Here is a 14,170-nt window from a genome sequence, read left to right as displayed (position 1 = left end):
CATTTCCATGCTGTGAAAAAGATGATATCGCCTATTCGCCTAATTAAAAAAGGCAGAAATGGCTTTCATCGTGGAATGTGAAAATGCTCGACGATCTTGACCGGCGCCTTCTCGACATCCTCGTCCGAGATTCCAGGACGTCGCTGAAGGATCTCGCGCAGCAGGTCGGCATGTCGTCGCCGAGCGTTTCGGAGCGGTTGCGGCGGCTCGAGGAGCGCGGCGTCATCCGCGCCTTCACCATCGATGTCGATCCGGAAGCGCTCGGCTACCCGCTGCAGGCGATCGTGCGCATCCGGCCCCTCCCGGGCAAGCTGCACATCGTGCAGAAGCTGATCGAGGAGACCCCTGAATTCGGCGAATGCGACAAGGTGACGGGCGACGACTGCTTCGTCGCGCGGCTGTTCGTGCGCTCGATCGGCGAGCTCGACCGGCTTCTCGACCGGATCGCCGACAAGGCGGAAACCAGCACCGCGATCATCAAGGCGCAGCCGATCCGGCGGCGCCCGCCGCCGCTCGGCATCTAAGCCACCCAGGAAAAGTGGAAAAACAGTTCCGTTCGGAATTGCGTAAAAACAATTCGATGTTTGCGTGAAAGGGGACTGTTGAGGTCACCCGTCCGGCAGGCCGAAGACGGCACACGGTCTAGCGATTCCGCGCAATAGATGTTCGCCCAGCGGGACCACGGGCGTTGATGTTTCCGCCGCGACAGCGCCCGAAATCAGCACGCTCCGTCCTAGCGGCCGGCACAGGCCCTCGAGCCTGCTGACGAGATTCACGGCCGGGCCGATGGCGGTGAAATCCAGCCGGTCGGCTGTGCCGATATTGCCCCACACCATGTCGCCCAGATGCAGCGCCATGCCGAACTGCAGTTCGGGCATGCCCTGTGTGGCGCGGACCTGATTGAGCTGCGCCATTCCCGCCCGCGCCGCTCCGATCGCGCGCAACGCCGCCTCGCAAGCCTCCGAAGCCGAGCGCTCGCCGACAGGAAAGATCGCCAGCACCCCGTCGCCGATGAATTTCAGCACCTCGCCGCCAAAAGCGTGAACGGCGCCAGCGATACGGTCGAAGCTGGCGTTGACCGCCGCCACGACCTGTCCGGCGTCCGTCTCCTCCGACAGGGCGGTAAAGTCGCGCAAATCGCTGTAGAGCAGGACGGCGCGGATCGTCTCACCAACCTCGCGCCGAGAACGGCCGGCCAACACCCGCGCCGCGCTTCGCTGCCCAAGATAGGCCTGAAGCAGGGCCGACAGCGCCGACCTGGCGGCGAGAGCGGCAAGTGGCGCAGCCGCGAAGCGCGCCACCTCGTCCAGTGTATTCGATTCGTGCTCCGCCAGAGGGCGGACCGCGACCCAATTCAGCTTTGGAGTCTCGGATTGCGCATCCTGACGCTCAGGCCCAACCGTGTAATCGTGCACGACACCGGTTCCCAGTCCCGCCAGCCAATCGCGTCCGAGATCGCCCTCCCCGGCTCCAGGCATCCTGCCGGCGCCAAAACCCAGCGCTTCCATGACGACGCCTGTCTCGGCCCGCCACAGCCAGGCGCGGCGCGTTATGATCGGATGCGGTGCGGCGAGCGTCAGGGCGCCACCGGCGAGCGGCAGCCCATCGTCAACCAGCCGCGCGCCGAGCGTGGCCAGAAATTCATCCGGTTGGACGGCGCCGCCGGCGTGGTCGACCAACCAGGCGAGAGTTGCAGAAAGCCGCATCGACACGATCATGCTTCGGCGTTCCGCCGCTGTCACCAGCGCGAAATGCCCAAGGCGTTTTTTGTTGAAAGGAAGGGCGATCTGGCGTCGAATCGAATGCGCTGGTCCGGCGCCGCCTGTCGGGCGAGCCATGTTGGCGCGCGCACACCCAGGAGATTTCGATGGCTGAACCCTTGATCGTTCGTCGTGAGGTGCAGATCGCGGCGCCGCCGGCGACGGTCTTCGCCTTCCTGGCCGATCCCGACAAGATCGTGCGCTGGATGGGAACGGAGGCCATGGCACCCCATCCAGGCGGTCTTTACTTGCTGAATTTGGCAGGAAGGGCCACGGCACGCGGCCAATTCACCGAGGTCGTACCTGTCCACCGCCTTGCCTACAGCTTCGGCTGGGAGGGCAACGACCAGACGCCGCCCGGTTCGAGCCTTGTCGAAATCGATCTGCTCGAAGAGTCCGGCGGAACGCGAGTCAAGCTCACCCATAGCGGCCTTGCCGACCGGGAGATTTGCGACAGCCATGAGAAGGGCTGGACGCACTATCTGAGCCGGCTCGCAATCGCCGCCGCCGGTGGCGACCCGGGACCGGACAAGATGTAGGGCTGCGGCCGCGATTGCCGACAGCCAACGACACCAACCGCTAGAGATCCAGCTTGTAGCCGATGTGGCTGGCCTTGAAGCCGAGCCGTTCATAGAAGCGATGCGCATCCGCCCGGCTCTTGTTGGTCGTCAGTTGGACGACCCGGCAGCCGCGCCTGCGGCATTCCTCGACCGCCCATTCCAGCAGGCGCTGTCCAAGCCGTTCGCCGCGCCGGTCGGCGGCGACGCGGACAGCCTCGATCTGCCCGCGTCTGGCACCCTGAAGCGACAGCCCGGCAAGATAGGTGATCTGCAGCGTGGCGATGACGCGGCCACCGTCCGTCATGACAGCCAGGAACTGGTTGGGATCGGCATCGATGGCGGCGAAAGCGTCGCGGTAGGGTTTGGCCAGCGGTTGGCTGGCATCCTCGCGGCCGCGGCCCAGCGGATCGTCGGCGAGCATGGCGACGATCGCCGGTAGATCGGCTTCCTGCGCGCGGCGGATCCGGATTTCGCTCATGTCAAACCTCGTGCATGGGGCGTGACCTTATGCATGGGCGGCGCGTTGCCGCAAATCCGGAAAGCCGTGTTACGGACAGTTGATCGCGCAGGCTGCCGCCAGGGCACATTGTCTATCGCGGCGCCAGGCATTCTGGTCTATTGCAGGGCTCCCACCCTCCAGCCGTTCTCATCCCATGACAGGCCTGCTCAGCGATCCGTGGTTCTATGCCGCCGCCATTCCGGCGGTCATTCTCGTCGGCCTGTCGAAAGGCGGCTTCGGCGGCGCCGTCGGCTTCGTCGGCGTGCCGCTGATGGCGCTGGCCATGCCGCCGGTGCAGGCGGCCGCCATCCTGCTGCCGATCCTGTGCCTGATGGACATCGTCTCGGTCTGGACGTGGTGGGGCGTCTACGACCGCAAGATGCTGGTCGACATGATGCCGGGCGCGGTGATCGGCATCGGCCTCGGCTGGCTGACGGCGGCGCTGGTCACCGAAGAGATGGTGCGGCTGATCGTCGGCGCGGTCGCGCTGATCTTCGTGCTGCGCTGGCTCTATCTGCAGTTCCGCCACGGCGCCGACCATGCGGCGGCGCCCAACCGGGTGGCCGCCGCCTTCTGGGGCACCGTCGCCGGCTTCACCAGCTTCGTCGCCCATGTCGGCGGCCCGCCGTTCCAGGTCTATGCGCTGCCGATCCGGCTCGATCCGAAGGTGCTGTCGGGCACATCGGCGATCTTCTTCGCCGCCACCAACGCGCTGAAGCTGGTCCCCTATTTCGCGCTCGGCCAGTTCGACACCACCAACCTGACGGCGTCGGCGGTGCTGATGCCGTTGGCGCCGCTGGCGACCATCGCCGGCGCCTGGCTGGTGCGGCGCATGCGGCCGGAGGTCTTCTATCCCTTCACCTACGCGACCGTCGCCATCGTCGCGGTCAAGCTGTTGTGGGACGGGATCGCCGGCCTGCTTTGAGAGCAAGGCGCGGCCACGCGACCGTCCCTCGCCGTCATGCTTTCAGGCGGCGCTCGGCACCAAGCGGCGGCTGCGGCCGAAGGCCAGCATGGCGCCCGCCGCCGCCACCAGCGCCATGCCGGCGAGGATGGCGATGTCGTGCACGGTCGGCTTGAGCACCATGTCGGCGATGACCACCAGCATCACCGAATAGTCGAAGCGGGCGGCGCTTATGATGCGCTGGCCGACGGCAAGGACGGCCGGCGTAACGCCATCCTTTGCGATCATGTCGGCCATGCGGTCGGCGCTCGGCTTGAACACGAACATGCCGATCGAGAATGTCGTGGCGTAACCGGCAAGGCCGATCAGGATCCAAAGGTCGGAAAAACCGACCCAGAACGCGCACATGATGAGGCCGAACAGCAGCGTCAGCATCGACATCGGCGCGAAGTAGCGGTTGCCCAACTGCCCGGTGGCGCGCATCGCCTGCAGCTTGCCCTCGACGTTGCCGGCGCGCTCGGCAAGCAGGCCAAGCAGGAACAGCGCGAAGCCGCCGCCGACCCACAGAGTGGCCGAGACGACGTGGAGAAATTTGACGATTGAATACCAGTCCATAGTTTTGCCCCCCGAGGTTCTGGTAATTGCGATGGAGCTGATTTGCTCCACCCGGTTCAGAGGAGCGGGCGTTTAGCGCGGCCCGTGTTTCGGAACGATGTCGCGGCGGCGGCCGGCGTGTTTCGTGGTGCCGGGAACGCCGGGTTTTTGCACCGCGCGCAGTTGAGGACGATTGTGCTGTTACGGCACAGAAGCCGGGCGGCCGGTAAAAAAATCTCGCCGTCGTTAAGGCTTCATTAAGCTTTACGGGCGTTTACTATGCGCATCCAGTGATCTGGATTCTTACCGAGTGGTTGGAGCCACTTTGTTTGACGCCTCCCTGTTAAACTCCTGAGAGCCGCCTTATCCGCGGCTCTTTTTTTGCCCGCAAAGCGGCGCAGTCCGGTCAGGCGTTCGGCGTTAACCGTTTGTTAAACATGTGCTTGCCTTCACCTGCGCCGAAGCGCATTTTCAAGCTCAGTCGTTTAAGGGTGCAGGGCGTTACGGCAAGAGTGCCGATTCGGCTTGCGGCAGTGCAGGGGCGTATCGATGAACGAGCCTTCCAAGGGAAGCGCGAAAACCATCAAATTGGCGGAGCGCCGGGTTTTCTCCCAATCCTTCAAGCCGCTCTATCAGGAGGGCATGGGCCTCGTCGAACAGGCCGCCGAATATCTCGACGGCAAGGGCCGGGCCGAAGCCAAGAAACTGTCACGTACGGCGGCGACGCTCTACGCGGCCGAATCGATGCGGCTGACCACCAGGCTGATGCAGGTCGCTTCCTGGCTGCTTCTGCAGCGCGCGGCGAATTCCGGCGAAATGACCCGCGACCAGGTCGCCTCGGAAAAGTCCAAGGTGCGTCTCGACACCGCTTCCGCGCATGACGAGGCGCTCGGCTGGAGCGAACTGCCGAAGGATTTTCTCGACCTCGTCACCCGCTCGCTGCGCCTGCAGGCGCTGGTGCGCCGCATGGACGAGGAAATCTATGGCAACGCACTGGCCGACACGCCCGCTTTGACCCGCCGCGTCAATCCGGTCTCCGACCAGATCAGCCTGCTGAACACCGCCTTTGCCCGCGGCTGATACGGCAGTTTGACAATTCGCTCTGATGGCCATCTAGCGCCGTTTTCTGCGCTTTCCTACAGCGCCGCGCGTCCTTTCGGACGCGCAAAGGACGCTGTAGCATTTCTTGATCTTGCGCATGATCCTTTCCGAAAATGGGCTCGATTTTCGGGGTCATGCGCGTTGCTCACCTACTTGAGTACGCTCCGCTCCGGTTCTCGAAAACGACGTTATCTATCATGCCTCTTCAGACCGAATTTTGAAGCTGCCTGGGTCCCCGTATAGGTCGTTTCTGGTTTGTTCACATTTTGCTGGCATCGCCCTGCTTCGGAGGTAGACTTCGCGCATGGGGGAAACGATTCGCATCATCGGCATCGATCCGGGGCTGAGGCGCACCGGCTGGGGCATCGTCGAGAGCCTCGGCAATTCGTTGCGCTTCGTCGGCTCCGGCACGGTGCGCTCCGACGACAAGGCGGCGCTGGCGACCAGGCTCTGCCAGCTGCATGACGGGCTGGCCGAGGTGCTGCATCAGGCCATGCCGCACGAGGCTGCGGTCGAGCAGACCTTCGTCAACAAGGATGCGACAGCGACGCTCAAGCTCGGCCAGGCGCGCGGCATCGCCATGCTGGTGCCGGCGCGCGCCGGGCTTGTGGTCGCCGAATATGCGCCCAACGCCGTCAAGAAGGCGGTGATCGGTGTCGGCCACGGCGACAAGAAGCAGATCCATATGATGGTCAAGGTGCTGATGCCGAAGGCGGTGTTCGAGACCGATGACGCGGCGGATGCGCTGGCGATCGCCATCTGCCATGCGCATCACCGGCAAAGCGCCGCCTACCGGATGGCCGCGCTGGCCGGGTAGTTTGTTCTTGACTTGTTCTCGCAGTTGGAATATTTCTTACCGGTAAGAACCGGAGACTCCAATGCGTGTGACCAGCAAGGGCCAGGTGACCATTCCACGCGACTTGCGCGACACTTTCGGCATTGATGCGAATAGCGAAGTCATCTTCGGCATTGAAGGCGGCAAGATCACCATCACACCCCGACATGACAAGGGACGGCAGGCAGATCGTGAAAGACTCGATCGGTTTCTCGCCGCGCTTGACCGGCTGGAGGGTAGCGGCGACCAGACGATGAACGCCGACGACGTCATGGCCTTGACGCGGGATCGCTGATCTTGGCGACGCTTGTCGACACCAATGTTCTTATCGATGTCGCCGTTCGCGATCCTCTCTGGTTGAAATGGTCGCGGCCGAAAATAGAAACTGCACGCAGGCGAGGCAGCCTGGTCATCAATCAGATCATCTACGCTGAGTTTTCGATCCGCTACGACACGATCGATGATGTCGACAATGTGTTGCCCGAGGATGAGTACCGACGTGAGGGATTGCCGTTCGAAGCTGCCTTCGCGGCGTCGAGAGCATTCTCGATCTATCGTCGGCAAGGGGGACCGCGAGAGAAGGTCATGCCCGATTTTTTGATCGGGGCGCATGCCGCCATCCGGGGTTATCCCATTCTTACTCGCGATCCGGCAGGCTTCAGGAAATACTTTCCGGATGTCGAGCTGATCGCTCCTGACACCCACCCCTAAGAAAGTTCCCGGACATGATCGGCAAGCTGAAGGGCACGCTGGACGAGGTCGACGAGGACTTCTGTGTCGTCGACGTGCATGGCGTCGGCTATGTCGCCCATTGCTCGGCGCGCACGCTGGCCTCGCTGCCGGCGCCCGGCGAGGCGGTGGTGCTGTTTATCGAGACCTATGTGCGCGAGGACATGATACGGCTCTACGGCTTCCAGTCGGCACTGGAGCGCGAATGGTTTCGGCTCTTGATGAACAACGTGCAGGGCGTCGGCGCCAAGGTGGCGCTGGCCATCCTCTCGACGCTGGCGCCGGCCGACCTCGCCAATGCGATCGCCTTGCGCGACATCGCCATGGTGTCGCGCGCGCCGGGCGTCGGCAAGAAGGTGGCCGAGCGCATCGTCACCGAATTGAAGGCCAAGGCGCCGGCATATGCGGGCGCTGCCTCCGGCACGATCGGGCTGAAGCAGGAACTCGGCGAGGGCGTGGCGCCGGCGCCGATCACCGACGCCGTCTCGGCGCTGGTCAATCTCGGCTATTCGCGCGACATCGCCGCCAACGCGGTGTCGGCGGCGCTGAAGTCGGCCGGCGAGGGCGCCGACGCCTCGAAGTTGATCCGCTTCGGCCTGAAGGAACTGGCGCGGTGAGGGGCTGCTTGTTCTGGTCCCTGCCGTATGCAAGGAAAGCGGCATGAACCTTTCGCCCCGCCTCATTGCCCCCGACAAGCGCGGCGAGGATGCCGACCAGACCTTGCGGCCGCAATCGCTTGACGAGTTCGTCGGCCAGGCGGCGGTCAGGGCCAATCTCAAGGTCTTCGTCGACGCCGCCAAGGGTCGAGGCGAGGCGCTCGACCACGTGCTGTTCGTCGGCCCGCCCGGCCTCGGCAAGACCACGCTGGCGCAGATCATGGCGCGCGAGCTCGGCGTCAATTTCCGCTCGACGTCCGGGCCGGTCATCGCCAAGGCCGGCGATTTGGCCGCGCTGCTCACCAATCTCGAAGACCGCGACGTGCTGTTCATCGACGAGATCCACCGCCTCAATCCGGCGGTGGAGGAAATCCTCTATCCGGCGATGGAGGATTTCCAGCTCGACCTGATCATCGGCGAGGGGCCGGCGGCGCGCTCGGTCAAGATCGATCTCGCCCGCTTCACGCTGGTTGCCGCCACCACGCGGCTTGGGCTGTTGACCAATCCGCTGCGCGACCGTTTCGGCATTCCGGTGCGGCTCAATTTCTACACGGTCGAGGAGCTGAAGCAGATCGTGCGCCGCGGCGCCCGCATCCTGTCGATGCCGCTCGGCGACGACGGCGCGCTGGAGATCGCCAGGCGGGCGCGCGGCACGCCACGCATCGCCGGCCGGCTGCTGCGTCGCGTGCGTGACTTCGCGTCGGTCGCCGGCGATGGCCATGTCGACCGGCGGATCGCCGACGAGGCGCTGACCAGGCTTGAGGTCGACGGGCTCGGCCTCGACGCGCTCGACCGGCGCTATCTGTCGATGATCGCCCGCAATTTCGGCGGCGGGCCGGTCGGCATCGAGACCATCGCGGCGGGGCTGTCGGAGCCGCGCGACGCCATCGAGGACATCATCGAGCCTTATCTGATCCAGCAGGGCTTCATCCAGCGCACGCCGCGCGGCCGTGTGCTGACGGCCAATGCCTGGCGCCATCTCGGCCTCGAGGCGCCAAAGGATCTGGCGCAGCAGCAGATCAGCCTGTTCCAGGAGGAGTAACGGAGATTTGTTCCCTAGTTGTTTGGGGAACGGCTCGTCTGCGCAAAATCTGCTCGCCGCGGCCAAGCTGAAGGCACAATTGCCGCCTCTAGCTTGATGCAATCGCCATACCAAGGGCCGGGGCGGAGCAATGATCACCAGACGTGGCTTCCTGCGCCTCATCGGCGGCTCGTTCCTGTCGATGGTGTCGCTCGGCGCCTATGCGGTCGGCGTCGAGCCGCTTTTGACGCATGTGAAGCGCTATTTTCTGACGCCGCCGCACTGGCCGGCGGGCCTAAAGCTACGCGTCGTGGCTCTGGCCGACGTCCATGCCTGCCGCCCGTGGATGACGCCAGAGCGGATCGCCTCGCTTGCCGCCGAGGCAAACGCGTTGCAGCCGGATCTCATCGTGCTGCTCGGCGACTATGTCGCCGGCATGCGTCTGGTGACCGACCAGGTGCCTGCCTCCGAATGGGCCTCCGCCCTGTCCGGCTTGAAAGCGCCGCTCGGCGTCAAGGCGATTCTCGGCAACCACGACTGGTGGCACGATCCCGTCGCGCAAAGGGCCGGGGCCGGACCGACGGTGGCGCGCAAGGCGCTCGAGGGTGCCGGCATCACGGTGCTCGAAAACGATGCCTTTCGCCTGGAAAAGGACGGACAGGGCTTTTGGCTTGCAGGTCTCGCGGACCAGCTTGCCTTGCTGCCGGGCCAGGGCCGCGCGGAAGCCAGGGGTCTCGACGATCTCGATGGCACGCTGGCCAAGGTGAGCGACAACGCTCCCATCATCCTGCTCGCGCATGAACCCGACATCTTCCCGCAAGTGCCGTGGCGGGTTTCGCTGACCCTCTCCGGCCACACCCATGGCGGGCAGGTCAGGCTATTGGGCTATTCGCCGGTCGTGCCTTCGGCCTATGGCAATCGCTTCGCCTATGGCCATGTCGTCGAGAACGACCGCAACCTGATCGTCTCCGGCGGGCTCGGCTTCAGCATCATGCCGGTGCGCTTCGGCATGCGGCCGGAGATCCTGCAGATCGATCTCGGCTAAGGCGCGCTGCTGCTCAACCGGCCCTCGTCATGGCAGCGAGCGGATCGCATCCATCACGGCGGGTTCCGCCTTGTCGCCATTGAAGGCATCGACGATGCCGAAGGCGCCGCCATAGCCCCATACCGACCAGGAGAAGCCGTGCGCCTCGGCGCGCGCGATCATCTGCCTGACATAGGCGGCGCGGTATTCGGCGGGCATCACATAGCCGTTGCCATATTCCTGGCGGATCATGCCGAACTCGCCGAGCGTGATGTTTTCCGGTCTTATCCCGTTGGCCTTCGCCCATGCTTCGACGGTCTTGAACGGCGCGTCCATGATGGCGAGCAGCTTGTCGTCCGTATCCATGCTGGCGACCTGCTCGTCGAGATAGGCAAGCATGCCGCTTCGCCGCGTCCATGGCGCCTCGGCCCTGATGCGGGCGCGGATCGTGTCCAGCGCCACGTCGAGCTGCGCGCGCGGCACGGCCGTCAGCGGAAAGGGCAGGCCGGTGACATAGCGGATGAAGTCGCCGGCCCAGGTCGCGCCCTGATGGGTGAGCAGGAACGGATCGTAGGAATGAAAGGTCCAGATGATGTTGTCGTCGGCGATCAGCTTCGGGTCGATCCTGGCCAGTGACGCGGCGTTGGAATAGCACGCGCCGGTGAGGATCAGCGTCAGCCTGGTGGCCGAGGAGCGCGCCGCCGCGAACAGTTTCTTCTGGCGCTCCGGCCACAGATTTGTGCCGTCGCCGTCGCAGTCGACGATCGGCTCGTTCATCGGCTCGAAAGCGACCTGGCCCGGATCCTCGTTTGACAGCGTGCGCGCCATCTTGCGCACCATATCGACATAGGCGTCGAAGGTCCCGGGGTCGTCCATCACCTGCCCCATGCCGATCTTGCGGTTGCCGCCGGCCGGGATCAGATGCATGTCGACGATCACCTTCAGCCCGGCGCGGTTGATCATGCGCGCCGAGTCCAGCACGCTGGCGTAGAGGTCGTCGCGCAGCGCAAGCGTCTCGTCGGACAGGAAGGGGGAGGGGTCGACCGGCATGCGCAGGAAGTCGAAGCCGGCATCCTTCAGCGCCTTGAGGTCATCCTCCTTGAGGAACTTTCGCCATTCCGGGTAGGGCAGGATGGCGGTCGGGTCGTTCCATTTCTCCTCGCCGGCCCAGGTCGTCCACTGGTCGAGGTTGAGGCCGCGTTTCATCGAGAACATCGCGGCATGGGCCGGCAATGCCAAAGCCCCAAGCACCAGCAGTGCCGCCATCAAGGTCTTGATCATCGCGCCCAACAGTGCCATCCGGTTCCAGCGCCGCAACACCTGCCTGCTCGGGCCAGAAAAGGAAAGCGCGATGGACGATCATGGTGAATCGGCGGCGCTCGGCGCCGGGCTTTCCGGCGCGCTGACGGAATTCGGCCATCGGCTGATGGCGCGGGTCTACTATGCCGATACCGATTTCTCCGGCGTCGTCTATCACGCCCGCTATCTCGAATTCTTCGAGCGCGGCCGCTCCGATTATCTGAGGCTCGCCGGCGTCCACCACACCGAGCTTGCCGACGGCAAGCATGGCGAACGCATCGTCTGGGTGGTCAGGCGCATGGAGATCGACTTCAAAAGCCCCGCCCGCATGGACGACATCCTGACCATCGAGACGCGCACCGAGAATATTTCCGGCGCCCGCATCTACATGGCGCAGCAGCTCAAGCGCGGCGACGAAGTGCTGGTCGAGGCCAAGGTCGAAGCGGCGATCATCGGCGAGAATGGCCGCCCAAGGCGTTTTCCGCGCGAATGGATCGCGGCTTTCATGCCAAGAGCAAACGGCTGATATCTCTGGTCAGGGCGATCTGGCGGTCACCATCCGCGCCATGAGGGGGCGCGGCAATGCGCCGCGCTTCATATCATAACCCATCCTTAACCATAACGGTTCATGAAGAGATTGGTGAAGATTGGCGGAATCCGAACGCCTTCCTTTCACCAATATTTGCCCCGAAAAGGCCGCGAAACGGTGCATTCGGGGTGATCCCGCAAGCTTCAAGCTCGCGCGAACGGACCACAAGGGATGCCCATGGGCCCAGCCGCCAGCGACGCCCGGAAAATCTAAGGACGTAACCATGGAAAACATCGCACTCGCCGAACCGGGCGCGCATTTATCGATTTGGGCGCTGTTCATGCAGGCCAGCTGGGTCGTCAAGCTGGTCATGATCGGACTGCTCTGCGCCTCGATCTGGACCTGGGCGATCATCGTCGACAAGCTCGTCGCCTATGGCCGCATGCGGCTTGCCCTCAACCGCTTCGAGCAGGTGTTCTGGTCGGGACAGTCGCTGGAAGAGCTCTATCGCACGCTCGCCGACCGCAAGACCACCGGCATGGGCGCGATCTTCGTCGCCGCCATGCGCGAATGGAAGAAGAGCTTCGAGAAGGGCGCCAAGTCGCCGCTTGGCCTGCAGACCCGCATCGACAAGGCGATGGACCTGGCGCTGACGCGCGAGATGGAGCGGCTGGAGGGACGGCTCGGCTTCCTCGCCACCACCGGTTCGGCCGCGCCCTTCATCGGCCTGTTCGGCACCGTCATCGGTATCATGACCTCGTTCCAGGCCATCGCCGCTTCGAAGAATACCAGCCTGTCGGTGGTCGCACCCGGCATCGCCGAGGCGCTGCTCGCCACCGCCATCGGCCTGCTCGCGGCCATCCCGGCCGTCATCGCCTACAACAAGCTGTCATCCGACGCGAACAAGATCGCCGTGCGCATGGAAGGGTTCTCCGACGAGTTCTCCGCCATACTCTCGCGGCAAATCGATGAAAAAGTCGCGCAGAAGGCCTGAGGTACGATCATGGGTATGTCCGTAGGCATGGCGGGACGCGGCGGGCGCGGCCACAGGCGGCGCGGCCGCCATCACGGTCTGATGTCGGAAATCAACGTCACGCCGATGGTCGACGTGATGCTGGTGCTGCTGATCATCTTCATGGTCGCGGCGCCGCTCTTGACGGTCGGCGTGCCGATCGACCTGCCGGATACGCAGGCCAAGGCGATGAACGTCGACACCCAGCCGATCACCGTCTCGATCAACGCTTCCGGCCAGATCTATCTGCAGGAAACCGAGATCCCGATCGAGGAGCTGGTGGCCAAGCTGCAGGCGATCTCCAAGACCGGTTATGACGAGCGCATCTTCATCCGTGGCGACAAGCTGACGGACTACGGCACCGCCATGAAGGTGATGGCCCGCATTTCGGCGGCCGGATACAAGAACATCGGTCTGGTTTCGCTGCAGGAACAGGATCAGTAGAAGCAAGATGAGGACGGGACTCACCACATCGGTGATCTTGCACACGGTAGCGTTGGCCTTCGGGCTGTTCACGCTGTCGTCGCCGCCTGCCATGCCCGCGTCCGATGTCGAGTCGGTAGCGGTCGACATCGTGCCGATGGAGGCCATCGCGCAGACGCTGCAAGGCGACAAGAAGGCGGTGATGCATGACAAGCCGGCACCGACGCCGACCAAGCGCCCGGACATTGTTCCCGATGCGCAGAAGGTCGGTGAAAACAGCGTCGACACCGACAAGCCGATCACGGACGAGGCCAAGCCGAAGCCGGTCGACCTGACGTCGGCGCCACCGCCGGCGCCAACGCCGACCGAAAAGCCGAAACCCGAGGACGCGCCGAAGCCGAAGGAAGCGCCGAAGCCGACGCCGGCGACAGAAGTGGCGCCGGTGCCGCAGCCAAAGGAAGAGGTCAAGCCCGAGCCGGTCAAGCAGGTGGAACCGAAGCCGACGCCGGCCAAGGAGCCGCCGCCTGCGCCGCAACCGGACAAGACCGCAGCCATCCAGCCGAAGGAAGAGGTCAAGCCGGACGCCGTCGCCGAGGCCATTGCCCAGGAGCCGCCGACCGAAGAGGCCAAGCTTCCGGACTCCGCGCCCGCGCCCGAGGCGCGGCCGAAGCCGCAGCCGGCCCAGGCCGAGAGCGCCAAGGCGCCGGACCGCAAGGACGCCGACAAGCCAGTCAAGGAAGCGTCGTCGAAGCCGAAGTCGGAAGACAAGCAGTTCAACGCCGACGAGATAACGGCGCTGCTCGACAAGCAGAAGCCTTCCGGTGGCGGCGCCAAGCGCTCGACACAGCAGGCCTCGCTGGGCGGCGAAAAGGATCAGGGCCAGAAACTCTCAAGGTCGGAACAAGGCGCGTTGGAAGATCAGCTCGGCCATTGCTGGACCCTTCCGGTCGGCCTCGAAGGTTCCGAGGATTTCACCGTGGTCGTTCGCTTCAACCTGAACGCCTCCGGTAAGTTGGAAGGCCGCCCGACTATCGAAAAGTCCAGCGGCAACCCCCAGTTCGACGCCAGTGCGGTTCGCGCCGTGCAGAAATGTGATGTCGCCGGGCTGCAGGTGCCCGCCGGCAAGCAGGACATATGGTCCGACGTCCGCGTCAACTTTGATCCGAGAGCGATGCTTGGCCTGTAGCCTGAGCACCCAAAAAATCAGCAAGAGAAGCGAGAAGA

At 64.3% G+C, this 14,170-nt stretch carries 18 protein-coding genes; 14 read left to right on the top strand and 4 right to left on the bottom strand.

Annotated elements, in window-relative coordinates:
• The first annotated feature begins 83 nt into the window (after nt 1–83).
• Nucleotides 84–524 (top strand): Lrp/AsnC family transcriptional regulator, encoded by a 441-nt coding sequence (locus tag EN786_RS15395; RefSeq protein WP_127283750.1) that lies wholly within the window; start codon nt 84–86, stop codon nt 522–524.
• Between the two features lie 84 nt (nt 525–608).
• Here EN786_RS15395 and EN786_RS15390 read toward each other — a convergent pair whose 3' ends face one another.
• A complete protein-coding gene (locus tag EN786_RS15390; RefSeq protein ID WP_127310888.1) occupies nt 609–1,706 on the bottom strand; it encodes an adenylate/guanylate cyclase domain-containing protein in 1,098 nt (365 codons plus the stop codon).
• Nucleotides 1,707–1,867: 161 nt separating this feature from the next.
• Between EN786_RS15390 and EN786_RS15385 the strand changes: the two genes are divergently transcribed.
• Entirely contained in the window at nt 1,868–2,299 is a 432-nt protein-coding gene (locus EN786_RS15385) for an SRPBCC domain-containing protein (protein ID WP_127310884.1), read from the top strand.
• Between the two features lie 40 nt (nt 2,300–2,339).
• Here EN786_RS15385 and EN786_RS15380 read toward each other — a convergent pair whose 3' ends face one another.
• Nucleotides 2,340–2,798, bottom strand: coding sequence for a GNAT family N-acetyltransferase (locus tag EN786_RS15380; protein ID WP_127310885.1), 459 nt, complete (start codon nt 2,796–2,798; stop codon nt 2,340–2,342).
• A 175-nt stretch (nt 2,799–2,973) separates the two neighbouring features.
• Between EN786_RS15380 and EN786_RS15375 the strand changes: the two genes are divergently transcribed.
• Nucleotides 2,974–3,744: a sulfite exporter TauE/SafE family protein gene (locus EN786_RS15375; protein ID WP_127310886.1), complete on the top strand. Its 771-nt coding sequence runs from the start codon at nt 2,974–2,976 to the stop codon at nt 3,742–3,744.
• 42 nt (nt 3,745–3,786) lie between these two features.
• Here EN786_RS15375 and EN786_RS15370 read toward each other — a convergent pair whose 3' ends face one another.
• A complete protein-coding gene (locus tag EN786_RS15370; protein ID WP_127283754.1) occupies nt 3,787–4,338 on the bottom strand; it encodes a DUF2269 family protein in 552 nt (183 codons plus the stop codon).
• A 528-nt stretch (nt 4,339–4,866) separates the two neighbouring features.
• On the opposite strand from EN786_RS15370, the gene EN786_RS15365 reads away from it, so the two are divergent.
• From EN786_RS15365 to EN786_RS15335, 7 genes are all read left to right on the top strand, one after another.
• The gene (locus EN786_RS15365; RefSeq protein WP_127283755.1) at nt 4,867–5,397 is read left to right on the top strand and encodes a DUF1465 family protein; all 531 of its coding nucleotides are present in this window, start codon (nt 4,867–4,869) and stop codon (nt 5,395–5,397) included.
• A 325-nt stretch (nt 5,398–5,722) separates the two neighbouring features.
• On the top strand, nt 5,723–6,235 hold the full coding sequence (gene ruvC, locus EN786_RS15360) for a crossover junction endodeoxyribonuclease RuvC (RefSeq protein WP_127283756.1): 513 nt from the start codon (nt 5,723–5,725) through the stop codon (nt 6,233–6,235).
• 61 nt (nt 6,236–6,296) lie between these two features.
• Nucleotides 6,297–6,548: an AbrB/MazE/SpoVT family DNA-binding domain-containing protein gene (locus tag EN786_RS15355; protein WP_127283757.1), complete on the top strand. Its 252-nt coding sequence runs from the start codon at nt 6,297–6,299 to the stop codon at nt 6,546–6,548.
• Between the two features lie 2 nt (nt 6,549–6,550).
• Nucleotides 6,551–6,964 carry a type II toxin-antitoxin system VapC family toxin gene (locus EN786_RS15350; RefSeq protein ID WP_127283758.1) on the top strand — a complete coding sequence of 138 codons (414 nt, stop codon included), beginning with the start codon at nt 6,551–6,553 and terminating at the stop codon, nt 6,962–6,964.
• Nucleotides 6,965–6,978: 14 nt separating this feature from the next.
• A complete protein-coding gene (gene ruvA / locus EN786_RS15345; protein ID WP_127283759.1) occupies nt 6,979–7,599 on the top strand; it encodes a Holliday junction branch migration protein RuvA in 621 nt (206 codons plus the stop codon).
• 43 nt (nt 7,600–7,642) lie between these two features.
• A complete protein-coding gene (gene ruvB / locus EN786_RS15340; RefSeq protein ID WP_135908651.1) occupies nt 7,643–8,680 on the top strand; it encodes a Holliday junction branch migration DNA helicase RuvB in 1,038 nt (345 codons plus the stop codon).
• 130 nt (nt 8,681–8,810) lie between these two features.
• The gene (locus EN786_RS15335; protein ID WP_127283761.1) at nt 8,811–9,704 is read left to right on the top strand and encodes a metallophosphoesterase; all 894 of its coding nucleotides are present in this window, start codon (nt 8,811–8,813) and stop codon (nt 9,702–9,704) included.
• Nucleotides 9,705–9,731: 27 nt separating this feature from the next.
• Here EN786_RS15335 and EN786_RS15330 read toward each other — a convergent pair whose 3' ends face one another.
• Nucleotides 9,732–10,982, bottom strand: coding sequence for a cellulase family glycosylhydrolase (locus tag EN786_RS15330; RefSeq protein WP_127283762.1), 1,251 nt, complete (start codon nt 10,980–10,982; stop codon nt 9,732–9,734).
• A gap of 52 nt (nt 10,983–11,034) precedes the next feature.
• Here EN786_RS15330 and ybgC point away from each other — a divergent pair, with 52 nt between their 5' ends.
• The 4 genes from ybgC to EN786_RS15310 all read left to right on the top strand — a co-directional run bounded on the left by ybgC (nt 11,035) and on the right by EN786_RS15310 (nt 14,132).
• Entirely contained in the window at nt 11,035–11,508 is a 474-nt protein-coding gene (ybgC, locus tag EN786_RS15325) for a tol-pal system-associated acyl-CoA thioesterase (protein ID WP_127283763.1), read from the top strand.
• 286 nt (nt 11,509–11,794) lie between these two features.
• Nucleotides 11,795–12,505, top strand: a complete 711-nt coding sequence (gene tolQ / locus EN786_RS15320) for a protein TolQ (RefSeq protein ID WP_126057874.1) — start codon at nt 11,795–11,797, stop codon at nt 12,503–12,505.
• 9 nt (nt 12,506–12,514) lie between these two features.
• Nucleotides 12,515–12,967, top strand: a complete 453-nt coding sequence (tolR, locus tag EN786_RS15315) for a protein TolR (protein ID WP_126057875.1) — start codon at nt 12,515–12,517, stop codon at nt 12,965–12,967.
• Nucleotides 12,968–12,974: 7 nt separating this feature from the next.
• Complete coding sequence (locus EN786_RS15310) at nt 12,975–14,132, top strand: TonB family protein (RefSeq protein WP_127283764.1); 1,158 nt, start codon at nt 12,975–12,977, stop codon at nt 14,130–14,132.
• The last annotated feature ends 38 nt before the right edge of the window (nt 14,133–14,170 follow it).

The sequence above is a fragment of the Mesorhizobium sp. M4B.F.Ca.ET.143.01.1.1 genome, assembly GCF_004792275.1.
In the GTDB taxonomy this organism is placed as follows: Bacteria; Pseudomonadota; Alphaproteobacteria; order Rhizobiales; family Rhizobiaceae; genus Mesorhizobium; species Mesorhizobium abyssinicae.
Note: the sequence above shows the minus strand (reverse complement) of the source record. Positions and strands in the feature narration are given on the sequence as shown.